The organism is Leifsonia sp. GW821-FHT13C05, assembly GCF_058806515.1.
Genome location: NZ_JBXAPT010000001.1, coordinates 836,049 through 857,950, shown reverse-complemented (window position 1 = coordinate 857,950; position 21,902 = coordinate 836,049). Strand labels below are relative to the sequence as shown.

Here is a 21,902-nt window from a genome sequence, read left to right as displayed (position 1 = left end):
ACGTCGAGAGGCAAGAGATGCTACGAAAGAAAGTCATCATCGGTGCGGCTGTTGCAGCGTCAGCCGCGCTGTTCCTGGCGGGGTGCGCCAATCAGGCGTCCACGGGTGGATCGACAAACTCGAGTTCGAAGGTCAACATTCCGGCCATCACCTCGATCGACACCCCGAAGGACGCCGTCCTCCCTGCCGGTGACGGAAAGGCGACCTGTGCCGCTGGGCTGACCATCGGCTATGTCGGAGCGGAGACGGGCCCGAACGCCCAGCTCGGTATCAACATCTACAACGGCATCCAGCTGGCGATCAACCAGCACAACGAGGCCAACAAGGGCTGCCAGGTCGGCTTCAAGAAGTTCGACACGGAGGGCGACCCGAACAAGGCCACCGGCCCCGTCACGCAGGCCGTCAACGAGGCGGACATCGTCGGCGTCATCGGCCTCCCGTTCTCGGGTGAGTCCAAGGCGACCGGCAACATCTTCGAGCAGCAGGGGCTGGTGCACATCACCCCGTCCGCGACCAACCCCGACCTGACGAAGAACGGTTGGACGACCTTCTTCCGTGGCCTCGGCAACGACGCGGTGCAGGGTCCTGCCGCCGCGAAGTTCCTCACGGGCAAGCTGGAAGCCAAGAAGGTGTACCTGGTCCAGGACGACTCCGACTACGGCATCGGCCTCGCGACCACCACCTCGAAGGCTCTCGGCGACGCGCTCGTCGGAACCGACAAGGTGACCACCGGCCAGAAGGACTTCTCGGCCGTCGTCTCGAAGATCATCAACGCCAAGCCGGACGCGGTCTACTACTCGGGCTACTACGCCGAGGGTGCTCCGTTCGACCAGCAGCTGGTCGCGAAGGGCTTCGAGGGAACGTTCGTCGCACCGGACGGCGTGAAGGACGACCAGTTCATCAAGCTGGCCGGCGACGCATCCAGCAACGCGTACTTCACCTGCCCCTGCATCCCGGGCGAGCTGATCCCGGACTTCGAGAAGGCGTACAAGACGCTCGCGAGCGCCGAGCCCGGCACGTACTCCATCGAGGGCTACGACGCGGCGACCGTGCTCCTGTCCGGAATCGACCAGGGCAAGACCACCCGTGCCGACCTCAAGGACTTCGTGAAGTCCTACGACAAGGACGGGCTGAGCAAGCACTACAAGTGGGACTCCACGGGTGAGCTGCAGGCGCCGACCGTCTACGGGTACAAGGTCGAGGGCGGCAAGATCGTCCCGATCGGAACCATCGGATAGCGCGACATAGAAAGGGATGCGGCGGGCGGCCTCCCGCGCCGCCCGCCGCATCCGTCGTCCCACCTGTCCGTTTCCGACCGGATCACGTACGATCCCTTCCTGTTCGATCTGGATGCCTGAATGCTCGAAACCCTTGTCCTCCACCCGGTCATCGACAACTCCTGGATCAACTTCGATGTCCCTTCCCTGATACAGAACTTCTGGGGCGCGACCTTCGACGGACTCACGTTCGGGGCCATCTACGGCCTCATCGCCGTCGGGTACACGCTCGTCTACGGTGTGCTGAACCTGATCAACTTCGCGCACTCCGAGGTGTTCATCGTCGGCGCGTACGGCGTCGTCATCACCCTCACCTCGCTGGGCTTCGGCCCCTCCATCCCGAACCTGTCGCTCGCGGCGATCATCGGTGACCTCCTCCTCGCCCTGCTCGTCGGCATGGTGGCGTCCGCGGTCACCGCTTTCCTGCTCGAACGGATCGCATACCGGCCGTTGCGAAGACGCAATGCGCCACGATTGGCGTTCCTCATCACCGCCATCGGCGCGTCGTTCGCCATCCAGTCGCTGATCTTCGTGATCCGCGGCGCGAACGCCGAGCCTGCGGTGACGATGTTCAAGCCGATCCCGGTGTTCGACGTGTTCGGCACCATCATCAACAGCCAGTCGATCATCATCGTGGTGGCCGCTGTCGTGCTGATGATCCTGACCGACATGTTCATCCGGCGCACCCGCACTGGCCGCGGCATCCGCGCCGTGGCCCAGGACCCGGACACCGCGACCCTGATGGGCGTGAACAAGGAACGGATCATCGTGATCACGTTCGTGCTCGGCGGCATCCTCGCCGGTGCTGCTGCCCTGTTCTACGTGATGCTCGTGCCATCCGGTGTCATATACACGGGCGGCTTCGTGCTCGGCATCAAGGCGTTCGCCGCCGCGGTGCTCGGCGGCATCGGCAACGTGCGCGGAGCGCTTCTGGGTGGACTTCTGCTCGGATTGATCGGAAACTACGGACAGATCCTGTTGGGCGACTCCCAGTGGACAGACGTCATCGCCTTCGTGGTGCTGGTGCTGGTGCTGCTGGTCAAGCCGACAGGAATCCTCGGTACCTCACTGGGGAGGAGCAGAGCATGAGCACGTCAGACGGACCCCGGGTGCTCCCGGATGCGCGCAGCGAGCAGGCACTGGATGCTGCGGAGGCCAAGCGCAAGAGGGGCGGGCCCCTCCAGGGCTTCCGCGACCGCTGGAACGGGCTGCCACGCCAGATCCAGTGGCTGTGGATGCTCATCGTGGTGGCTCTCGCCTTCGCCCTTCCGTACCTGAACTTCTTCCCGCTGACCACGGAGCCGGGCAACGACTGGCCGCTGGCCTGTTTCGCGATGGCCGTGTACGCGCTGATCGCCGTGGGCCTGAACGTGGTGGTCGGCTACGCCGGTCTGCTCGACCTCGGCTACGTGGCGTTCTTCGCGGTCGGGTCGTACACCGCGGCGATGCTGACCAGCCCGGACTCGCCGTTCCTCAAGATCCCGTACCTCTGGACGATTCCGGTGGCGATGGCGGTCGCGATGATCTTCGGCGTCGTGCTCGGCGTGCCGACGCTGCGCCTGCGCGGTGACTACCTCGCCATCGTGACGCTCGGCTTCGGTGAGATCGTGCGCATCCTGGCCACGATCATCCCGGCGCTGAAGGGTCAGGTCGGCTTCCAGAACGTCGGGCACCCGCCGGGAGAGGATGCGAAGGGCATCCCGATCTTCTCGAACTCGAACGGCATCCCGTGGTACTGGCTGACGCTGACGATCATCATCATCGTGCTGCTGCTGGTAGGCAACATGGAGCGCAGCCGCGTCGGCCGGGCCTGGATCGCGATCCGCGAGGACGAGGACGCCGCAGAGATCATGGGCGTCCCGACCTTCAAGTACAAGGTGTGGGCGTTCGCGATCGGCGCGGCGGTCGGCGGTCTCTCCGGAGCGCTGTTCGCCGGTCAGGTCGGCTTCGTGAACAATCAGAAGTTCGACGTGCAGACCTCGATCCTGTTCCTCGCCGCCGTGGTCCTCGGCGGTACGGGCAACAAGGTGGGGGCCCTGCTCGGTGGTGCGATCGTGGCGTACATCCCGCTGCGCTTCACCGCCATCGCCGACTACAAGTACCTGATCTTCGGCGTCGCCCTGGTGGTGCTGATGATCTTCCGGGCGAAGGGTCTCGTGCCTGCCAAGCAGCGGCTGCTCGCCTACGGCCGCAACGCATACCGGTATCTGGTGAGCAAGCCGGCGCCCCCGGCGACGGGAAGCACACCGAGGACGCCGAGCGCGCCGACCACACCGCCAGCAACGCCGAACGGAGGCGCATCATGACAGACGCCAACGCAAACGCCGGCGCCGACCTCCCGGACGGCGCAGACCAGGCGGCCCTCGCCGACCTGGACGTCGACCTCGACGTCGCGGCTGCGGCCGCCCCCGACCGCGACATCGCGGTGGAGGTGGGCGACAAGCTCGTCGAGGTGAAGAACCTCACCGTCAAGTTCGGCGGCCTGCTCGCCCTTGACGACGTGAGCTTCGACATCAAGCGCGGCGAGATCCTCGGGCTGATCGGCCCGAACGGTGCGGGCAAGACCACCTGCTTCAACGCCATGACCGGGGTGTACAAGCCGACCAGCGGCGACGTGCTGCTGGAGGGCAAGTCGATCAAGGGGCAGAAGCAGCACCAGATCACCCGCCTCGGCCTGGCGCGCACCTTCCAGAACATCCGCCTGTTCGGCGAGATGAGCGCGCTCGAGAACGTGGTGGTCGGTCTGGACGCCAGGCACCGCACCTCGGTGCCGGGCGCCCTGGTGCGGTCGCCCAGGCACATCCGTGAGGAGAAGTCGGCGATCGAACGCGGGATGGCCCTGCTCGAGTTCGTGGGCATCGCCGACCTGGCGAGCACCGCATCCCGCCAGTTGCCGTACGGCTACCAGCGGAGGCTCGAGATCGCGCGCGCTCTCGCGACCGACCCGAAGGTGCTCTGCCTGGACGAGCCGGCCGCCGGCTTCAACCCCGCGGAGAAAGAGGACCTGATGGACCTCATCCGCACGATCAGGGCCGACGGGTACACCGTGCTGCTGATCGAGCACGACATGCGCCTGGTGATGGGCGTCACCGACAGGATCGTGGTGCTCGAGTTCGGCAGGAAGCTCGCCGACGACGTTCCACTCGCGATCCGCAACGACCAGCGCGTGATCGCCGCCTACCTGGGGGAGCCTGAAGATGACGTTGCTTGAACTGAAGAACGTGAGCGTCTCCTACGGGCGCATCGAGGCCATCCACGACATGTCGTTCTCGGTGGAGGAGGGCGAGATCGTCAGCCTCATCGGGGCGAACGGCGCTGGCAAGTCGACCACGATGAAGACGATCTCGGGCATCCTGAACCCGTCGCAGGGGTCGATCACCTTCGACGGCCAGGACATCACGAAGATGAAGGCGCACATCCGGGTGATCCGGGGCATCTCGCAGGCGCCGGAGGGCCGGGGCATCTTCCCCGGCATGACGGTGCTGGAGAACCTGGACATGGGCGCGTTCGGCCGCAAGGACCGCAGCGGGATGGACGCGGACTTCGAGCGCGTGTTCAACCTGTTCCCGCGCCTGGCCGAGCGCAAGACGCAGGTGGGAGGGACGATGTCCGGAGGCGAGCAGCAGATGCTCGCCATCGGCCGCGCCCTGATGTCCGCGCCGCGGTTGCTGCTGCTCGATGAGCCGTCGATGGGGCTCGCCCCGCAGTTCATCAAGCAGATCTTCTCGATCATCACCGAGATCAACAAGCAGGGCACGACCATCCTGCTCGTCGAGCAGAACGCCAATCAGGCCCTCGCCCGCGCCCACCGCGGCTTCGTCCTGGAAACCGGCTCCATCACCCACTCCGGCACCGGCAAGGAGCTCCTCGCCAACCCCGCCATCAAAGAGGCCTACCTCGGCGTCGGCTGACCTCCCCCTCCATCGAGTCCGAACTTGTTCACGCGACACGCCGGTGTCAGGCGTGAATAAGTTCGGACTCGATGCGTTCGGTGGCGGGGAGCAGGGGACGGGTCGGGTAAATTTGGGGCGACGGCGCGGTAGACGGACGAGAGCGAGGAGCGGCGGGTGTATCTGAAGAGCCTGACGCTCAAGGGGTTCAAGTCGTTCGCGCAGCCGACGACGTTCGCGTTCGAGCAGGGCGTCACCTGCGTGGTCGGGCCGAACGGCTCCGGCAAGTCCAACGTGGTGGATGCGCTCGCCTGGGTGATGGGGGAGCAGGGCGCGAAGACGCTCCGCGGCGGCAAGATGGAGGACGTCATCTTCGCCGGGACCTCCACCCGCGGCCCGCTCGGCCGCGCAGAGGTCACCCTCACCATCGACAACTCCGACGGCGCACTCCCCATCGAGTACTCCGAGGTGACCATCTCGCGCACACTGTTCCGCAACGGCGGAAGCGAGTACGCGATCAACGGCTCGGCCTGCCGCCTGCTCGACGTGCAGGAGCTGCTCAGCGACTCCGGACTCGGCCGCGAGATGCACGTCATCGTCGGCCAGGGGCAACTGGATGCGGTGCTGCACGCCAGCCCGGAGGACCGGCGCGGCTTCATCGAGGAGGCCGCCGGCATCCTGAAGCACCGGCGGCGCAAGGAGAAGACCCTCCGCAAGCTGGAGGCGATGCAGACCAACCTCACCAGGCTGAGCGATCTCGCCGGGGAGATCAGGCGGCAGCTGAAGCCGCTCGGCCACCAGGCGGAGATCGCCAGGGAGGCGCAGTCGATCGCGGCCGTCGTTCGCGACGCCAGGGCGCGCATCCTGGCCGACGACGTGGTGGCGCTGCGCACGGCGCTCGACGACCACGGCCGCACGGAGTCCGAGCGGCACAGCGAGCGGATCGTGCTGCAGGAGCAACTGGAGCAGAAGCAGCTGAGGGTCGCACGGCTCGAACAGGCGCAGGTCGGCGACGAGGTCGACATCGCCCGGCGCACCGCGTTCGGCCTCGAGTCCGTGCAGGAGCGCCTCCGCAACCTCTACACGATGGCCAACCAGCGGCTCGCGCTGCTCGGCAGCCAGGCCGACGCCCCGGATGCCGGCCCGAGCGTCAGCCAGCAGATGGTCCAGGATGCGCGCGACGAGGTCGACAGGCTCCGCACCGTGGTCACCGAGGCGGAGGCCGCGTGGACCGCCGCGCAGGCCGCCACCCGGTCCGCCCGCGGCAGGCTCGACGCCGTCGACGACGAGATCGCCGCCCAGAGCGCCCTCGTCTCCCGCCACGACCTCGAACTGTCCAAGCTGACCGGCCAGGCCGACGCGGCGGCGCAGCGACTCGCCGCCGTGCGTGGAGAGGTGCTGCGCCAGCAGAACGCCCTGGATGCCGCCACCGACCGCCGGGAGAAGGCGCGCGCCGAGTTCGCCGCCCGCGAGGCGGAGGCGGCGACGGCCGACGTCGGCGAGGGCAACCTGGACGAGGCGTACGAGCTGGCACAGGCCGATGTCTTCGAGGCGGAGGGCGAGATCGAGCGCCTCCGCGAGGAGCTGCACACCCTGGAGCGCGAGCGCGACGCCCTCGCGGCGCGCACCAGCGCGCTGTCGTCCGCTCTCGACCAGAAGGACGGCTCGGCCGCCCTGGTCGCGGCCCGGCTGCCCGGCGTGCGCGGGCTGGTCGCCGAGCACATCCGCGTGCATCCCGGGTTCGAGGCGTCGATCGCCGCAGCTCTCGGTTCGCTGGCGGATGCGGTGCTCGCCGACGACAGGGCGAGCGCGTTCGACGCGGTCGCCCAGGCGTCCTCCGACGACCTGGGGCGGGTGGAGGTCATCATCGCCGACGCGTCCGCGTCCGAGGTCGATCTGTCCGGTGTCGCGGGCGTCGTCGCCGCGCGCTCGGTGGTCGAGGCCCCGGACGGCGTGCTCGGCATCCTGGCGTTCACGGCCATCGCCGACGACCTGCATGCCGCCCGGGCGGCGTCCGCAGCCTTTGCGAAGCGGAAGCTCGGCGGCCCGGTGACGATCATCACGAAGTCCGGAGACGTGCTCACCGACTACGTGCTGCGCGGCGGCTCCGGCGCGAAGCAGAGCCGCATCGAGCTGATCGCCGACCGGGATGCGGCAGCGGACCGGCTGGGAGAGGTCACCTCCCTGATCGACAGGGCGAAGTTCGCCCTCGCCGAACAGCGCGGCGTGCTGCAGGTGGCGAAGGAGCAGTCGCAGGCCGCGCTCGCCTCCCTCCGCGAGTTCGACGCGAAGCTGGCGGCGCAGACCGAGCAGCTCAACAGGCTCAAGGTGCAGCTGGAGGCGTCGCAGGCCGAGTTCGACCGCCTGAGCACAGCACTGTCCCTCGCCGCGGAACGCGTCGCGGAGGCCGAGGCCGCCGCGGACAAGGCGAAGTCGGAGCTGGAGACGGCGAGGTCCCGCCCGCGCCCGATCCTCGACGTGACCGCACGGGATGCGCTCTCCGCCGAGCTGGAGGCCGCCAGGGAGGCGGAGGTCGAATCCCGGCTCTCCGTCGAGACGGCCAAGGAGCGCGTGCGTGCCGAGCAGGCCAGGGGAGAGGCGCTCGCCCGGCAGCTGGACGCCGAGCGTGCCGCCGCCGAGGAGGCCGCCCGCCGCGCCGTCATCCGCCGCCGCCAAGTGGATGCGGCCACCGGCGTCATCAAGGCGCTTCCCGCCGTGCTCGACTCCGTCGACCGGTCCGTCGCGCAGGCGCGGGTGGAGCTGGCCGCCGCCGAGGCGAAGCGGTCGAGCCAGAACGACGAGCTTGCCACGCTGCGCCGCGAGGAGAACGCGGTGCGCGATCGCCTGCAGGTCATCACCGAGAGTGTGCACGGCCTCGAACTGCAGATCTACGAGAAGAAGCTGCACCTGTCGAGCCTGCTCGAACGTGCCGGCAGCGAACTCGGCCTGGTCGAGGACGTGCTGGTGGCCGAGTACGGCCCGGAGGTGCCCATCCCGGTCGACGCGCCCACACCGGATGCGGCGGAGGAGCATGACGAGAACAGCGAAGCGGGTCAGCACGACGACGTCGAGCGCGAGACAGTCCCCTTCAACCGCGAGCAGCAGCAGAAGCGCCTCGCCGCCGCCGACCGGAAGCTGGCGCAGCTCGGCCGCGTCAACCCGCTCGCGCTGGAAGAGTTCGCCGCCCTCGAACAGCGGCACAAGTTCCTCACCGAGCAGCTGACCGACCTCACCAAGACGCGCACAGACCTGCTGACGATCATCGAGGACATCGACGAGAAGATGCAGACCATCTTCGAGTCGGCCTTCGAGGACACCAAGGAGGCGTTCGGCTACGTCTTCCCCATCCTCTTCCCGGGAGGAACGGGAAGCATCTCGCTGACGGACCCGGAGAACCTGCTCACCACCGGCATCGAGGTGTCCGTGAAGCCGGCAGGCAAGAAGATCGAGCGGCTGTCGCTGCTCTCCGGCGGTGAGCGCTCGCTCGCGGCCGTCGCACTGCTGATCGCGATCTTCAAGGCGCGCCCCAGCCCGTTCTACATCATGGACGAGGTCGAGGCCGCCCTCGACGACGCCAACCTGGGCCGCCTGCTGGCGATCTTCGAAGACCTCCGCGAGTCGAGCCAGCTCATCGTCATCACCCACCAGAAGCGCACGATGGAGATCGCGGACGCCCTCTACGGCGTCTCGATGCGCCAGGACGGCGTCTCCGCGGTGGTCGGCCAGCGCGTGGCGCAGGAGCAGGCCTCCTAGCGGATCAGAGCGCGTCCGCCACGCCGGCCACGAGGTCGTCGAGCCCGGCCAGTCTCTCGTCGGCGCGCTGCTGGCAGGCTGAGGCGAGACGCTCCACCCCGGCCGCCGCAGCGGGCGACAGGTCGGCGTCCTCCGCCTTCTGCCGCAGGTGGGCGGCGAGCAGCACCAGATCCCGGTGGTCGCCGAGCGCGTCCTGCAGCGCCTCCGCGGCCGCTGCCAGCCGCACGGCGTCCCGGCCGAACAGGTCGGCGATGGCCTCTGCCGCGTAGCGCAGGCGCCGGGCGGCCTTCCTGGTCGTGTGCTTGGCCTCCAGCGAGGCGTCCGCCGGCGCGGTCACCCGGCGGGCGGCGCGGCGCAGCCCTTTCCTGGCCGTCTTCCTCGGATGGTCGGCTCCGCGGCTGCTGAGCGGAGGGGCGGCCGCGAACGAGACGGTGTCGGCGACGAGACGGCGGTCGCTCCTGCCGCTCAACTCGGAGACAAGGCGCGTGACGGCGGCGGCGTGGGCGGAGCGGGCGTCCGCGGCGAAGGCGACGACCGCATCCATCGTCGGTGTGTCGAGCCCAGGATCGGCCGCCAGCCCATCGAGCGCGTCGGCCAGAACCTCCAGATCGCGCACCACGCCCAGCCGCGTGCCCAGCACTCTGAGCCGCCGTCGCAGCCGCTTCGCGTCGTCCTTCTCGAACGCGCGCCGATACACCCCGAGGATGCTCCGCAGCCTGCGCACCCTGGTGCGCGCCTGGTGCACGGCGTCGTCCCCGCCGGTCTCGATCGCCACCAGCTGCTCGGCGAGCTCCGCCGACACCGCCACGAGAGAGAACATGGTCACACGCTAACAACTACGCTGGGAGCTATGGCAGAACGCACCCCCTGGTCTTTGTCCGGCGCGCTCCGCGGCATGTTCGCGAAGAAGACGATCGACGACACCACCTGGGACGACCTCGAGACGGCGCTCATCACCGCCGATTTCGGACCGGATGTGACCGAGGCGATCGTCGACGACCTGCGCGCCAAGGTCGACCGCTACCACACCACCGATCCGGCCGACCTGCAGCGGATGCTCCGCGAGAGCCTCGAAGAGCGCCTCTCCAAGCTCGACACCACGCTCAAGCTGAGCGACCGCCCGGCCGTCGTGCTGGTCGTCGGCGTCAACGGCGTCGGCAAGACCACCACCATCGGCAAGTTCGCCAAGTTCCTGCGCACCTACGACCGCACCGTCGTCGTCGGCGCGGCGGACACGTTCCGTGCGGCGGCCGTCGAGCAGCTCGCCACCTGGGCACAGCGCGCAGGGGTGGAGATCGTCCGCCCGCAGCAGCAGGGCCAGGATCCGGCGTCCGTCGCGTTCCAGACCGTCGAGAAGGCCAAGAACGACGGCACGGAGATCGTGATCATCGACACGGCAGGGCGGCTGCAGACCAAGGGCGGCCTGATGGACGAGCTGTCCAAGATCAAGAGGGTGGTGGAGAAGCAGGCTCCCATCGCCGAGGTGCTGCTGGTGCTCGACGCGACCACCGGTCAGAACGGGCTCGCCCAGGCGGAGGCGTTCATCGAGCACGCCGGGGTCACCGGGCTCGTGCTCACGAAGCTCGACGGCTCGGCCAAGGGCGGCTTCGTGCTCGCCGTGCAGGAGAAGACGGGCATCCCGATCAAGCTCGTCGGCCAGGGCGAGGGCATCAACGACCTCACCGGTTTCACCGCGCACGTCTTCGCTCAGCAGCTGGTCGGCTAGGGGCGCGGGCATGGCCATCGAACACGACTACTTCGGCATCATCGACGAGACCGCATCCGGTGGGCTCGCCTGGAACGACTCCGCCGACCTCTCCGAGCAGGTGGTCGAGGTCGACCTGCTGGCCGACGACGAATCCGCGGTGACCGAGTTCGCCCTGGATTCCGCCGCCGCGCTCATCCAGGCCATCGACGGGTTCGACGCCCGGGCACGGGATGCGCTGATCGCCGAGCTGAGCTCGCGCCAGTCCGCCACCGTGGCATACATCGACGAGCACGTCGAGAAGCTGGGGGAGACGCTGCTCGACCTGCTCGTCCACAACTCGGGCGACATCGCCGTCGACGTGCTGCGCTCCCTGCAGCTGCTGCGCATCCTGCTGCAGCCAGACCACTCCGACGAGGAGGAGGTCTTCGCCACGTTCGACTACTCGATCAGCCCGGACGAGACGGATGCGCTGCTCACCGTGTCGTTCGACATCCGGGGCGACGTGGTCGCGGTCGACACGCAATCCTGACGCACAGCATCCGCCCGGTAAACTGGTTGGATCATGGCTACTTTCGGATCGCTGTCTGACCGCCTGGCAGATACCTTCAAGAACCTTCGCACCAAGGGCAAGCTCTCTCCGGCCGACGTCGACGGCACCGTGCGCGAGATCCGTCGCGCCCTGCTCGACGCCGACGTCGCGCTCCCCGTCGTCAAGGAGTTCACCGGCAAGGTGCGCGAGCGCGCCCTGAGCGACGAGGTCAACAAGGCCCTCAACCCGGCTCAGCAGGTGGTGCAGATCGTCAACGAGGAGCTCGTCGAGATCCTCGGCGGCCAGCAGCGCAGGCTGCAGTTCGCGAAGAAGCCGCCGACCGTCATCATGCTCGCCGGCCTCCAGGGCGCAGGTAAGACCACGCTCGCCGGCAAGCTCGCGAAGTGGCTCGTGAAGGACGGGCACACGCCCGTGCTCGTCGCGGCCGACCTCCAGCGCCCGAACGCCGTCACCCAGCTGCAGATCGTCGGAGAGCAGGCGGGGGTCCCGGTCTACGCCCCCGAGCCGGGCAACGGCGTCGGCAACCCGGTGCGCGTCGCGAAGGACGCCCTGAAGTTCGCGGAGACCAAGCAGTACGACACGGTCATCGTCGACACCGCCGGACGCCTCGGCGTCGACGCCGAGCTGATGAAGCAGGCGTCGGACATCCGCAAGGCCGTCGACCCGGATGAAGTGCTGTTCGTGATCGACGCCATGATCGGTCAGGATGCGGTGGCCACGGCCAAAGCGTTCCAGGACGGCGTCGACTTCACCGGTGTCGTGCTGTCCAAGCTCGACGGCGACGCCCGCGGTGGCGCGGCCCTCTCCGTCGCGTCCGTCACCGGACGCCCGATCATCTTCGCCTCCACCGGTGAGGGGCTGGACGACTTCGAGCCGTTCCACCCCGACCGCATGGCGTCGCGCATCCTCGACCTCGGCGACATCCTCACCCTCATCGAGCAGGCCCAGGAGGCCTTCGACGAGGAGGAGGCGCGCAAGGTCGCCGAGAAGTTCGCGACGGACAGCTTCACGCTCGACGACTTCCTCAAGCAGATGCAGCAGCTGCGCAACATGGGATCCATCAAGAAGATGATGGGCATGCTGCCGGGAGCCGGCGCCATGAAGCAGCAGCTCGACAACTTCGACGAGAAGGAGATCGTGCGCACCGAGGCGATCATCCAGTCGATGACCAAGGCGGAGCGCACCACGCCGAAGCTGCTGAACGGCTCGCGCCGCCTGCGCATCGCGAAGGGCTCGGGCTCCACAGTGACCGAGGTGAACCAGCTCGTCAACCGGTTCGAGCAGGCCGCCAAGATGATGAAGACCGTCGCCAAGGGCGGCGTGCCGAATGTGCCGGGCATGGGTCCGATCCCGGGCGCCAGCTACGGCGGCAAGGCCAAGCAGCAGCCCAAGAAGAAGGGCTCGCGCTCCGGCAACCCGGCCAAGCGCGCGGCGGAGAACGCAGCGCTCAGCTCCGGCGCGAAGCCGTCGACCGGCGCGCAGGGCGGCTCGGGCTTCGGCCTCGGTGGCGGCGCGGGCGCCGGCAAGCAGGGTGGCCCATCCGAGGAAGAGCTGGCCTCGCTGCAGAAGTTCCTCGGCCGCTAGGGCGCGAGCGCTACAGCGCGAGGGACTTCGGCGCGAGCTTGGTCTCGATCGCCTTCGCGACGATCTCCTGACCGGCCGGGTTCGGGTGGATGCCGTCCGCCTGCAGTCACTCCGGGTGGCCGACGAGCGGGAAGCCGATGTCGACGAACGTGCCGTCCACGTCCTCCACGGCGGAGCGGAACGCGTCGTCGACCATCGTGATGGTCGCTGGCGGCTGGTCGGAGCCCCAGATGGCGGTGACGCCGATGATGTGCGCGCGCGGGAACGCGGAGCGGAGCGCTCCCACCAGTTCCGTGCTCTTCTGAGCGAGCGCCGCCGGGTCTTCCAGCCGGTCGTTCCTGGTCGCGGCGATCAGGATGTACGACGGCTTCAGCGCGACGGCCTGGTCGACCTGCTGCTGGAAGGTCGTGCCGTTCCAGCCGGGGTGCAGGAAGCCGGAGCCGGAGACGGCGAGGTCGGTGAGCCGCCAGTCGTGCACCTTCGCGACGAGGGCGGGCCAGGCCTGGTCTTGCTGGATGCCCTTGCCGAACGCGATGGAGTCGCCGATCGCGACGGCGACGGGACGCTCCGCGACCTGGGGCGCCGCGGCCGAGCGCTGTCCGGCGACGGGTTCCTGCGGTGCGGCGGCCGTGCATCCGGTGAGGACGACGGCGGCAGCCGTGGCGGCGGCGAGAAGGGCCACTCGGAGGCCACGGGTAGACAAGCGCACGGAGCGAGAGTAAGGGGCGGAAGCTGCGTGAAAGCTGTGTGTTTCAGAAGGTTCGATCGGCGGGCGGCCGCGGACCGCATCCGGTGGCCGCGAATCAGCGCGACGAGGCGTTCGCGGACTTCGTCGTGACCCTGGCCGCCGCGATCTTGTCCGCGATCAGTCCAGCGAGCAACTGCTGCCCCTCCGTCGTGGGATGCACGTTGTCCTTCTGCACCAGATCGGCGCGGTTCTGGAACGGCTGGCCGACATCCACCCAGGTGCCGTCGACCGCCGGCACGGCGCTGCGGACGATGCTCGCGACCACCGGCGTCGCCGGGGTCGGGGTGCCGGCACCCCAGATCGGGCCGACCCCGATGATGACCGCGTCCGGGAGGGCGGTGCGCAGCCTCTGCAGCTGTGCCGTCGCCGTCTGCTTGAGCTCGATGGTCGAGCCGAGCGTGTCGTTGCGGGTGGCGGCGACGAGCACGACCTGCGGCCGCAGCGCGATCGCCTGGGTCACCTGCGCCTCGTAGGTGTGCGTGTTGAGTCCCGGCGCGATGAAGCCGGATGCGCTGTCGGCGAAGTCGTTGAGCGTCCAGCCGAACTGGTCGGCGACGAGGAACGGCCAGGCGTCGTCGGAGGGGACGCCGTTGCCGATCGCGATCGAGTCTCCGATGGCGGCGGCGCGCACGGGCGCGTCGGAGGACGCCTGCGACGTCGGGGCCGGCGTCGGCTCTCCCGTGACGGTGGCTCCGCCGGCGAAGGCGGTGCATCCTGCGGTCACGGTGAGGACGATGGCGGCGATGGCGGCGGCGGCGATTCGGGTTATCGGTCGGGCGAGCACAGCAGAAAGCATACGTTGCCGGTTCGCAGAGGATGCTGAGCGGGGCAGCGGGCGGGGCAGCAGCGGCAGGGTCAGCTCCTGTCGAGTCCGTCGCGCAGCTCGTGCGTGAGCGAGCTGACGACCGCCTGCAGGCTGCCGCCGTTCGCCTCTGCCACCCTCAGCTGCCGCTGGTAGCTCGCGCCCTTCGACAGGATCACGTCGACCGTCTCCAGCTCGGCCAGGCAGCCGAGACGTTCCGCCGTGGGGGAGAGGTCGACGATCAGGTCGCGCAGCGCGTCCGACACCAGCCGTTCGCTGCCGTCCGGTGCGGTGATGATCTCCGCATCCAGGCCGTAGCGGGCGGCGCGCCACTTGTTCTCCCTGACGAACCAGGGCTGCAGCGTGACCGGCTCCTCTCCGTCGTCCAGCTGGCCGGACATCCGGTCGGTGAGGCAGTGGATGATCGCGGCGACGGCGCCGACCTCGTCCGCCGTCGACATCCCGTCGCAGGCGCGCATCTCGACCGTTCCCCACTTCGGTGATGGCCGGATGTCCCAGCGCACCTCGCTGTGGTCGGTCACGACGCCGGTCGTCACCAGATCCTGCACGTACTCCTCGTAGTTCGCCCAGCTGCCGAACTGCCAGGGCAGCCCCGCCGTCGGCAGCTGCTGGAACATCAGCGCCCTGTTGGAGGCGTATCCCGTGTTCGCCCCCGCCCAGAACGGACTGGATGCGCTGAGCGCCTGCAGGTGCGGATAGTAGGTGAGCAGACCGTTGACGATCGGCAGCGCCTTCTCCCTGTCGTCGATGCCGACGTGCACGTGGATGCCCCAGATCATCATCTGGCGCCCCCACCACTGCGTGCGGTCGAGCAGGCGGTCGTAGCGCTCGTTCGGCGTGACCTTCTGGTCGAACCACTGGGCGAACGGATGCGTTCCAGCGCACATCAGCTCGACGCCGAGCGGGTCGATGACCTCGCGGACGAGCCCGATCAGCCCCTGGAGGTCGTCGACCGCATCCGGGACAGTGCGGTGCACCCGGCTGACCAGCTCGACGGTGTTCATCAGCAGTTCGTGGGTGATCTGCGGGTGCTCTTCGCCGTCCGGCCCGGAGAGCTCCTTGAGCACCTCCTCGGCGATCTGCACGAGGTCTCCCGTCGACGAGTCGACCAGCGCCAGCTCCCACTCGATTCCGACGGTGGAACGCTCGGATTCCGAGAATTCGATCTGCATAGTGGGCGTCCTGATCATTCGATTGTTCAAAGGGCGGCGGTATCTGACAGAATAGCTAGTTGAGTTCCCTCGTACCCGACCCTCTAATCAGGTGCGGTGGAACACCATAGACCTCCTGCCGAGTGTGCCCCCACGCTCACGGCAGACAGTTCGTCACGTCACTCATACACACAGGAGAATTTGTGTCTGTCAAGATCCGTCTGAAGCGCCTCGGCAAGATCCGCGCACCGTACTACCGCATCGTCGTCGCCGACTCGCGCACCAAGCGCGACGGCCGTGTCATCGAGGAGATCGGTCTGTACCACCCGACCGAGGACCCCTCGGTCATCGAGGTCAACTCCGAGCGCGCGCAGTACTGGCTGAGCGTCGGCGCCCAGCCGACCGAGCAGGTCCTCGCACTCCTCAAGCTCACCGGAGACTGGGGCCAGTTCAAGGGCGACAAGAACGCCACCAGCACCGTCAAGGTCAAGGAAGCCAAGGTCGAGTTCCAGGCCGACGAGAAGAAAAAGCCGGTCCTCAAGCCGAAGGCGGAGAAGCCCGCTGCTGTCGCAGCAGAGGCCGAGGCCGTCGTCGAGGCAGAGGTCGAGGCCGAGGAGGCCGCTGAGGCCGAGGTCGTCGCCGAGGCCGAGGAAATCACCGAGGCTGCCGCCGACGGCGAGAAGGCGTAACACCTTGCTCGCACCCGCACTCGCGCACCTCGTCAAGGGGATCGTGGATCACCCGGACGACGTGCACGTCGTTGCAAAGAGTTCGCCCCGTGGCGAGGTCCTCGAGGTTCGTGTGAACCCCGAGGACCTCGGCAGGGTCATCGGCCGGTCCGGCCGCACCGCCAAGGCGCTGCGGACGCTGGTCGGTGCACTGGCCGACGGCCGGCGCGTTCGCGTCGACGTCGTCGACGACTGAGGTGGCCGACCACAAGCTGCCCCGCAAGGACGCCGCACCGCGGCCGGATGAGACTCAGCTGCGGGTCGGACGGCTCACCAAGGCGCACGGCCTGAAGGGCGCGATCAAGGTCGAGCTCTACACGGACGAGCCGGAGAAGCGCTTCGTCCCAGGAGCGGTCTTCACCCTGCAGGTGCCGACCGCATCCAAGTGGCACGGCAAGTCGCTCGAGCTGACCGAACTGCGCTGGTACAACGGCCACGCCGTTGCGTTCTTCGCCGGCGTGGACGACCGCTCGGAGGCGGAGACCCTCATCAAGGCGATCCTCTGGGTCAGCCAGGATGTGAAAGAGCTCCCCGACGAGGAGGACGCCTGGTACGACCACCAGCTGGTCGGACTGGATGCCCTCCGTGACGGCCAGAAGGTCGGCGTCGTCGCCCGTGTCGACCACCTTCCTGCGCAAGACCTGCTCGCGATCAAGACCGCGAACGGCGAAGTGCTCGTGCCGTTCGTCAAGGCGATCGTGCCCGAGGTCGACGTGACGGCGGGAACGGTGACGCTCACCCCGCCCGCCGGGCTGTTCGAAGAACTGCCGGACGACGACGACGCGGATGCCGAGGCAGACACGGGCGCCGAGCCGGAGAACGACGCGGAGTAGCCGCCAGCCCTCATTGCACTGATTGCACGAAGAGCCCCGACGAGAGTCGGGGCTCTTCTGCGTCCTGCACCCGCCGTCAGCGCACGATCGCGAGGCCGCGGGCGCGCAGGGTGCGGGTGTCGGCATCCAGTGCGGCCATCAGGCGCTCGTGCGTGCCGACGATGTGCCGGTGGATGCTCTCGGCCGCTGCATCCGCATCCCGCGCGGCCAGCAGGCCGAGGATGTCGCGGTGCTCCTGCCAGGCGGTGCGGCGCGCGTCCTCCGTGCGCACTTCGAGCCAGCGGGTGCGGGCGAGCCTGGTCATGGCCGCGTCGACGCTGTCGGCGAAGAAGTGGTTGCCGGACAGCTGCGCGAGCTCTACGTGGAAGTGGGTGCCGGCGATCATCGCGTCGTCGCTCGGCCGGTGCAGGTCGAAGGCGCCGAGACGGGTGGTGAGGTCGGCGATGGCGTCGTCGGAGGCGCGGGCGCAGCTGTGCCGGATCGCAGCGGACTCGACGGCGTCGCGGAGTTCGCTGAGCCGGGCGATCTCGCCGAGGTCGATGGGGGTGATCTGCCAGGCGCGGCCGTCGCGCTCGACGAGGCCGTCGGCCTCCAGGCGCATCAGGGCGGCGCGGAGCGGGGTGCGGGAGGCGCCGAGTTCGGTTTCGAGGCCGCGTTCGGTCAGGCGTGCGCCCGGCATCCGTTCGAGGTCGAGGATCTGCGCGCGCAGCCGGTCGTAGACGGTCGTTTGCTCAGCCACGCGGAGACTCCTTTTGGTATACCGGCTTGGTATACCGTTAGGGTATACCTCGTGACCTCCACCGTACAACGCACCCCGCGACCGTGGCTCATGCTGTCGTTCGGCGTCATCGCCCAGGCCAGCTCAACCGTGTTCGTCTCGACGCCCGCCTTCCTCATCCCGCTGCTGCACACCGAGCGCGGGCTCAGCCTCGCCCAGGCCGGGCTGCTCGCCTCCGCGCCGACCCTCGGCCTGGTCATCACGCTCATCGGCTGGGGAGCGCTCAGCGACAGGATCGGCGAGCGCTGGGTGATCGCCTCCGGACTCGCGCTGACCGCCGCCGTCGCCTTCGCCGCGATGTTCGCGAGCGACTACCTCAGCCTCGGCGCGCTGTTCCTGCTGGGCGGGATGGCGTCGGCGAGCCCCAACGCCGCCAGCGGGCGCGTGGTGATCGGCTGGTTCCCGAAGGAGCGTCGCGGACTCGCGATGGGCATCCGGCAGATGTGCCAGCCGCTCGGCGTGGCCGTCGCGGCGCTGACCATCCCGCAGCTCGCCGCGGCGGGCGGGATCGGCGCTGCGCTGGCGGTGCCCGCCGTGCTCTGCGCCGTGTCCGCCGTGCTCTGCGCCGTCGGCATCGTCGACCCGCCCCGGCCTCCGCGGACGACGGGAGGGGATGCGCATCCACTGGCCGTGTGGAAGCCGTACAAGGAGACCTCGCTGCTGTGGCGCATCCACGGGGTGTCGATGCTGCTGGTGGTTCCGCAGTTCACGGTGTCGACGTTCGGACTGGTCTGGCTGGTGACCGAGCTGCACTTCTCCGCCCTCGCCGCCGGGATCGTGATCGGCGTGAGCCAGTTCGCCGGGGCGATCGGGCGCATCGGCGTCGGGGTGCTGAGCGACAAGGTCGGCAGCCACCTGCTGCCGCTGCGCTGGGTGTCCGTCGCGGCTGCCGTGGTGATGCTGCTGATGGGAGCAGCGTCGGCGCTCGGCGCGGTGTGGGCTGCGGTGATCCTGATCGTCGCGGCCATCGTCACCGTGGCGGACAACGGACTGGCGTACACCTCGGTGGCGGAGATCGCCGGGCCGTTCTGGTCCGGCAGGGCGCTCGGCACGCAGAACACGGGTCAGTTCCTGGCGGCGTCGGTGGTGGGCCCTGCGGTCGGCGGCCTCATCACCCTGCTCGGCTACCCGCTCGCCTTCGCAGCGGTGGCGCTCTGCCCGGTGATCGCGACCCCGCTCGTGCCCAGGGACAGGGAGCTCGCCGTCGTCCCGCAATAAGCGGCGCGCGCTCGCATAAGCTGGATGGATGCGCATCGACATCGTCACGATCTTCCCCGAGTTCTTCGATGTGCTCGACATCTCGCTGCTCGGCAAGGCCAGGCAGACCGGCCTGATCGACCTCGGCGTGCACAACCTGCGCGACCACACCCACGACAGGCACCGCACGGTCGACGACACCCCGTACGGCGGCGGAGCCGGCATGGTGATGAAGCCGGAGCCGTGGGGCGAGGCGCTCGACGGCATCCTGGAGGCGAGCCCCGGCGATCCGCTGGTGATCTTCCCGTCCCCGGCCGGAGACGTCTTCACCCAGTCGATCGCGCGCGAGCTCGCCGAGGAGAAGCACCTGGTCTTCGGATGCGGCCGCTACGAGGGCATCGACCAGCGCGTCTTCGACGACACGGCATCCAGGGCCAGGGTGCGGCTGATGAGCATCGGCGACTACGTCCTCAACGGGGGAGAGGTGGCGACGATGGCGATGATCGAGGCGATCGGCAGGCTCATCCCCGGCGTGGTCGGCAACCCGGAGAGCCTGGTGCAGGAGTCCCACGAGGACGGCCTGCTCGAATACCCCAGCTACACCAAGCCTGCGTCGTGGCGCGGCCACGACGTGCCTCCCGTGCTGCTCTCCGGCAACCACGGCGCCATCGCGGCGTGGCGGCACGAGCAGCAGCTCGAGCGCACGCGCGCTGTGCGGCCGGACCTGCTGCCGTAGCGGAACGACAGACGCCCGCCCGCACGGCTGACCGAGCGGGCGGGCGTGTCACGCCGTCTCCGTGCGCGAAGAGTTCGGGATCAGTGCCCCACTTCACCCCGCCACGCGCCGGTCTCTGCGCCCTGGCTCTCGATGAAGCGCTTGAAGTTCTCCAGGTCCTTCTTCACCGCGTGGCTCCCGGCTCCGATGGCCGCGCCGATCTTCTCGATCAGGTCGGACGGCGTCCATTCCAGCTGCACGGTGACCTTGGTCGTCGTGTCCGACAGGCGGTGGAAGGTCACGACGCCGGCGTGCTGGACATCGCCGGAGATGCTCTTCCAGGCGACGCGCTCATCCGGCAGCTGCTCGGTGATGACGGTGTCGAACTCGCGCTCCTGGCCGCCGATCTTCACGCGCCAGTGATTGGTGGTCTCATCGACCTGCTTCACTTCTTCGACCTCGTCGAGGAAGTGCGGGAAAGACTCGAACTGAGTCCACTGGTTGTATGCGGTGGTCACGTCGACATCCACATCGACGGATTCGGTCACGTCAGCCATAGGGGCTCCCTTCCGTTGCCGGCCGGATTCTCCGACCCGCCAGAACGGTAGACCGCCGGTGGAAGGCGCTGAAGGCCTGGACATCTGCGCCAGACCGTGTAGCCGTCAGTCTCGGGCGGTGAGGACGAGCGGGCCGTCCTCGGTGATCGCGACCGTGTGCTCGGAGTGCGCCCCGCGCGAGCCGTCTGCACTGCGGAGCGTCCAGCCGTCCCTGTCGGTGTAGATCTCGTCGGTCGACTCGAGGAACCACGGCTCGATCGCGATGACGAGGCCTGGACGCAGCGGGTAGCCGCGGCCGGCGCGTCCGTCGTTGGCGATGTGCGGGTCCCCGTGCATCGTGTGGCCGACGCCGTGGCCGCCGAACTGCAGGTTGACCGTGTATCCCTCCGCGTGCGCGACGGCGCCGATGGCGGCGGAGATGTCACCGACCCTGCCACCCGGCTGCGCGGCCTGGATCCCGGCGGCGAGGGCGCGGCGGGTGGTGTCGATGAGGTGGAGGTCGGCATCCCGGGGCTGACCCACCACCAGGCTGATCGCCGAGTCCGCCACCCAGCCGTCGACGGATGCAGCGAAGTCGAGGGTCAGCAGGTCGCCGTCCTGCAGGCGGTAGTCGTGGGGGAGTCCGTGCAGCACGGCGTCGTTCACCGACGTGCAGATGACCTTGCCGAACGGGCTGGCGCCGAACGACGGGTGGTAGTCGATGTAGCAGGACTCCGCGCCGGCCTTCCTGATCAGGTCGTGCGCGATGCGGTCGAGCTCCAGCAGGTTCACGCCCACCTTCGCCGCGGCAGCGGTCTGCTGCAGCACATCGGCCACGAAACGGCCGGCCGGCCGCATCTGCTCGATCTCGGCGGGGGTCCTCAACTCGATCACGGTGTCTCCTTCACGTCGACACCCAGTGTTCCATGATTGTTGCACGCGCGGTGCATCCTGGCCCTTTCGGCTTTCGGCGAACCCGCAGCCGCTGCACAGGCGAGCGCGGATACGCTGGTGCCGTGATCCTCCGCAAGGCGTTCTACTGGTGGTTGTTCCCTTCCGCCGTGATCCTGCCTGTCTGGCTCCTCATCGGCTGGGCGATCTTCGGCTCCGGCGGCTGGAGCTTCATCGGCCTGCTCATCCTCTGCCCTGTGCTGTTCATCGCGATGCTCGCGATCGGCGGCATCATCATGGCGCGCAAGACCGTGCGGGACACCAAGGCCGTCTCCTGGTGGGACGTGGGCCTGATCGGCGCGTGGCACGCATCCATCGTCGCCTTCGGCTGCTTCATCCCCGGCGTGATGAGCTGGCTCGCCGTCCTCGGCATCCTGCTCGGTCTCGCCGCGTTCTGGGTGGCGCTCTGGCAGCTGGTCACCGAGGCCAGGATGCGCGTGCAGCAGACCTTCGAGGCCTACGAGCGCGCCGCGCAGCCGCAGCAGGTCCGGCGACCGGATGCGCTGTTCGAAGAGGGCTCGGAGGTCATCGTGATCGAAGAGCGGCGGGACGAGCACTGACCGCTTTGGCAAACGCATCCTGTTCATGGCAGAATTGATCTTTGTGCCGCGGCCAGGCTCTGCCACAGGGGAGCCAGCACTTCTCGCGCACACCCCATACCGTTGATTCCCGGTCGTCGC

22 protein-coding genes are annotated in these 21,902 nt (G+C 68.6%); 15 read left to right on the top strand and 7 right to left on the bottom strand.

Annotated features, from left to right (window positions below; all coding sequences use genetic code 11):
* The first annotated feature begins 17 nt into the window (after nucleotides 1-17).
* From AC1ROC_RS04170 to smc, 6 genes are all read left to right on the top strand, one after another.
* Nucleotides 18-1,238, top strand: a complete 1,221-nt coding sequence (locus AC1ROC_RS04170; protein ID WP_085368598.1) for a branched-chain amino acid ABC transporter substrate-binding protein — start codon at nucleotides 18-20, stop codon at nucleotides 1,236-1,238.
* Between the two features lie 120 nt (nucleotides 1,239-1,358).
* The gene (locus tag AC1ROC_RS04165; RefSeq protein WP_085368597.1) at nucleotides 1,359-2,366 is read left to right on the top strand and encodes a branched-chain amino acid ABC transporter permease; all 1,008 of its coding nucleotides are present in this window, start codon (nucleotides 1,359-1,361) and stop codon (nucleotides 2,364-2,366) included.
* The gene (locus AC1ROC_RS04160) at nucleotides 2,363-3,583 is read left to right on the top strand and encodes a branched-chain amino acid ABC transporter permease (RefSeq protein WP_085368596.1); all 1,221 of its coding nucleotides are present in this window, start codon (nucleotides 2,363-2,365) and stop codon (nucleotides 3,581-3,583) included. The genes AC1ROC_RS04165 and AC1ROC_RS04160 overlap by 4 nt, the downstream gene beginning before the upstream one ends.
* Nucleotides 3,580-4,488 (top strand): ABC transporter ATP-binding protein, encoded by a 909-nt coding sequence (locus AC1ROC_RS04155; RefSeq protein ID WP_168689266.1) that lies wholly within the window; start codon nucleotides 3,580-3,582, stop codon nucleotides 4,486-4,488. Before AC1ROC_RS04160 ends, AC1ROC_RS04155 begins: the two co-directional genes overlap by 4 nt.
* Nucleotides 4,475-5,188 carry an ABC transporter ATP-binding protein gene (locus tag AC1ROC_RS04150; protein ID WP_085368594.1) on the top strand — a complete coding sequence of 238 codons (714 nt, stop codon included), beginning with the start codon at nucleotides 4,475-4,477 and terminating at the stop codon, nucleotides 5,186-5,188. Before AC1ROC_RS04155 ends, AC1ROC_RS04150 begins: the two co-directional genes overlap by 14 nt.
* 156 nt (nucleotides 5,189-5,344) lie before the next feature.
* Nucleotides 5,345-8,920 (top strand): chromosome segregation protein SMC, encoded by a 3,576-nt coding sequence (gene smc / locus AC1ROC_RS04145; protein WP_492998274.1) that lies wholly within the window; start codon nucleotides 5,345-5,347, stop codon nucleotides 8,918-8,920.
* 4 nt (nucleotides 8,921-8,924) lie between these two features.
* Here smc and AC1ROC_RS04140 read toward each other — a convergent pair whose 3' ends face one another.
* Nucleotides 8,925-9,740, bottom strand: a complete 816-nt coding sequence (locus AC1ROC_RS04140; RefSeq protein ID WP_492998271.1) for a CHAD domain-containing protein — start codon at nucleotides 9,738-9,740, stop codon at nucleotides 8,925-8,927.
* Nucleotides 9,741-9,770: 30 nt separating this feature from the next.
* Here AC1ROC_RS04140 and ftsY point away from each other — a divergent pair, with 30 nt between their 5' ends.
* The 3 genes from ftsY to ffh are packed head-to-tail and all read left to right on the top strand — an operon-like array spanning nucleotide 9,771 to nucleotide 12,762.
* On the top strand, nucleotides 9,771-10,646 hold the full coding sequence (gene ftsY, locus AC1ROC_RS04135; RefSeq protein WP_085368591.1) for a signal recognition particle-docking protein FtsY: 876 nt from the start codon (nucleotides 9,771-9,773) through the stop codon (nucleotides 10,644-10,646).
* A 10-nt stretch (nucleotides 10,647-10,656) separates the two neighbouring features.
* Complete coding sequence (locus AC1ROC_RS04130; RefSeq protein WP_085368590.1) at nucleotides 10,657-11,157, top strand: DUF2004 domain-containing protein; 501 nt, start codon at nucleotides 10,657-10,659, stop codon at nucleotides 11,155-11,157.
* A gap of 33 nt (nucleotides 11,158-11,190) precedes the next feature.
* On the top strand, nucleotides 11,191-12,762 hold the full coding sequence (gene ffh, locus AC1ROC_RS04125; protein ID WP_168689270.1) for a signal recognition particle protein: 1,572 nt from the start codon (nucleotides 11,191-11,193) through the stop codon (nucleotides 12,760-12,762).
* Between the two features lie 106 nt (nucleotides 12,763-12,868).
* On the opposite strand, the gene AC1ROC_RS04120 is transcribed toward ffh, so the two are convergent.
* The 3 genes from AC1ROC_RS04120 to AC1ROC_RS04110 form a co-directional block, all read right to left on the bottom strand.
* Nucleotides 12,869-13,471 (bottom strand): SGNH/GDSL hydrolase family protein, encoded by a 603-nt coding sequence (locus AC1ROC_RS04120; protein ID WP_492998268.1) that lies wholly within the window; start codon nucleotides 13,469-13,471, stop codon nucleotides 12,869-12,871.
* Between the two features lie 94 nt (nucleotides 13,472-13,565).
* Nucleotides 13,566-14,294, bottom strand: coding sequence for an SGNH/GDSL hydrolase family protein (locus AC1ROC_RS04115; protein WP_492998267.1), 729 nt, complete (start codon nucleotides 14,292-14,294; stop codon nucleotides 13,566-13,568).
* Nucleotides 14,295-14,365: 71 nt separating this feature from the next.
* Entirely contained in the window at nucleotides 14,366-15,505 is a 1,140-nt protein-coding gene (locus AC1ROC_RS04110) for a glutamate--cysteine ligase (RefSeq protein ID WP_168689271.1), read from the bottom strand.
* 182 nt (nucleotides 15,506-15,687) lie between these two features.
* On the opposite strand from AC1ROC_RS04110, the gene rpsP reads away from it, so the two are divergent.
* Genes rpsP through rimM form a run of 3 tightly spaced genes read left to right on the top strand, consistent with a single transcriptional unit; the run spans nucleotide 15,688 to nucleotide 17,045 of the window.
* The gene (gene rpsP, locus AC1ROC_RS04105; RefSeq protein ID WP_085368586.1) at nucleotides 15,688-16,173 is read left to right on the top strand and encodes a 30S ribosomal protein S16; all 486 of its coding nucleotides are present in this window, start codon (nucleotides 15,688-15,690) and stop codon (nucleotides 16,171-16,173) included.
* Between the two features lie 4 nt (nucleotides 16,174-16,177).
* Nucleotides 16,178-16,408, top strand: coding sequence for an RNA-binding protein (locus tag AC1ROC_RS04100; protein ID WP_055893072.1), 231 nt, complete (start codon nucleotides 16,178-16,180; stop codon nucleotides 16,406-16,408).
* Nucleotide 16,409: 1 nt separating this feature from the next.
* Nucleotides 16,410-17,045 (top strand): ribosome maturation factor RimM, encoded by a 636-nt coding sequence (rimM, locus tag AC1ROC_RS04095; RefSeq protein WP_492998263.1) that lies wholly within the window; start codon nucleotides 16,410-16,412, stop codon nucleotides 17,043-17,045.
* A 76-nt stretch (nucleotides 17,046-17,121) separates the two neighbouring features.
* On the opposite strand, the gene AC1ROC_RS04090 is transcribed toward rimM, so the two are convergent.
* Complete coding sequence (locus AC1ROC_RS04090) at nucleotides 17,122-17,784, bottom strand: GntR family transcriptional regulator (RefSeq protein WP_492998261.1); 663 nt, start codon at nucleotides 17,782-17,784, stop codon at nucleotides 17,122-17,124.
* Nucleotides 17,785-17,874: 90 nt separating this feature from the next.
* On the opposite strand from AC1ROC_RS04090, the gene AC1ROC_RS04085 reads away from it, so the two are divergent.
* Both AC1ROC_RS04085 and trmD read left to right on the top strand, forming a co-directional pair.
* Nucleotides 17,875-19,041, top strand: a complete 1,167-nt coding sequence (locus AC1ROC_RS04085) for an MFS transporter (protein ID WP_085368583.1) — start codon at nucleotides 17,875-17,877, stop codon at nucleotides 19,039-19,041.
* A gap of 28 nt (nucleotides 19,042-19,069) precedes the next feature.
* On the top strand, nucleotides 19,070-19,756 hold the full coding sequence (trmD, locus tag AC1ROC_RS04080; protein WP_085368582.1) for a tRNA (guanosine(37)-N1)-methyltransferase TrmD: 687 nt from the start codon (nucleotides 19,070-19,072) through the stop codon (nucleotides 19,754-19,756).
* A gap of 80 nt (nucleotides 19,757-19,836) precedes the next feature.
* Here trmD and AC1ROC_RS04075 read toward each other — a convergent pair whose 3' ends face one another.
* On the bottom strand, nucleotides 19,837-20,292 hold the full coding sequence (locus AC1ROC_RS04075) for an SRPBCC family protein (protein WP_085368581.1): 456 nt from the start codon (nucleotides 20,290-20,292) through the stop codon (nucleotides 19,837-19,839).
* A gap of 105 nt (nucleotides 20,293-20,397) precedes the next feature.
* Entirely contained in the window at nucleotides 20,398-21,165 is a 768-nt protein-coding gene (map, locus tag AC1ROC_RS04070) for a type I methionyl aminopeptidase (protein WP_085368580.1), read from the bottom strand.
* 122 nt (nucleotides 21,166-21,287) lie between these two features.
* Here map and AC1ROC_RS04065 point away from each other — a divergent pair, with 122 nt between their 5' ends.
* Nucleotides 21,288-21,782 carry a hypothetical protein gene (locus AC1ROC_RS04065; RefSeq protein WP_085368579.1) on the top strand — a complete coding sequence of 165 codons (495 nt, stop codon included), beginning with the start codon at nucleotides 21,288-21,290 and terminating at the stop codon, nucleotides 21,780-21,782.
* Nucleotides 21,783-21,902: the final 120 nt, after the last annotated feature.

What these genes read in the sequence shown, in the direction of transcription:
- AC1ROC_RS04170 (WP_085368598.1), top strand. Translation starts at nt 18, where the DNA reads ATGCTACGAAAGAAAGTCATCATCGGTGCGGCTGTTGCAGCGTCAGCC.
- AC1ROC_RS04165 (WP_085368597.1), top strand. Translation starts at nt 1,359, where the DNA reads ATGCTCGAAACCCTTGTCCTCCACCCGGTCATCGACAACTCCTGGATC.
- AC1ROC_RS04160 (WP_085368596.1), top strand. Translation starts at nt 2,363, where the DNA reads ATGAGCACGTCAGACGGACCCCGGGTGCTCCCGGATGCGCGCAGCGAG.
- AC1ROC_RS04155 (WP_168689266.1), top strand. Translation starts at nt 3,580, where the DNA reads ATGACAGACGCCAACGCAAACGCCGGCGCCGACCTCCCGGACGGCGCA.
- AC1ROC_RS04150 (WP_085368594.1), top strand. Translation starts at nt 4,475, where the DNA reads ATGACGTTGCTTGAACTGAAGAACGTGAGCGTCTCCTACGGGCGCATC.
- AC1ROC_RS04140 (WP_492998271.1), bottom strand. Translation starts at nt 9,740, where the DNA reads ATGTTCTCTCTCGTGGCGGTGTCGGCGGAGCTCGCCGAGCAGCTGGTG.
- ftsY (WP_085368591.1), top strand. Translation starts at nt 9,771, where the DNA reads ATGGCAGAACGCACCCCCTGGTCTTTGTCCGGCGCGCTCCGCGGCATG.
- AC1ROC_RS04130 (WP_085368590.1), top strand. Translation starts at nt 10,657, where the DNA reads ATGGCCATCGAACACGACTACTTCGGCATCATCGACGAGACCGCATCC.
- ffh (WP_168689270.1), top strand. Translation starts at nt 11,191, where the DNA reads ATGGCTACTTTCGGATCGCTGTCTGACCGCCTGGCAGATACCTTCAAG.
- AC1ROC_RS04110 (WP_168689271.1), bottom strand. Translation starts at nt 15,505, where the DNA reads ATGCAGATCGAATTCTCGGAATCCGAGCGTTCCACCGTCGGAATCGAG.
- AC1ROC_RS04085 (WP_085368583.1), top strand. Translation starts at nt 17,875, where the DNA reads ATGCTGTCGTTCGGCGTCATCGCCCAGGCCAGCTCAACCGTGTTCGTC.
- trmD (WP_085368582.1), top strand. Translation starts at nt 19,070, where the DNA reads ATGCGCATCGACATCGTCACGATCTTCCCCGAGTTCTTCGATGTGCTC.
- AC1ROC_RS04075 (WP_085368581.1), bottom strand. Translation starts at nt 20,292, where the DNA reads ATGGCTGACGTGACCGAATCCGTCGATGTGGATGTCGACGTGACCACC.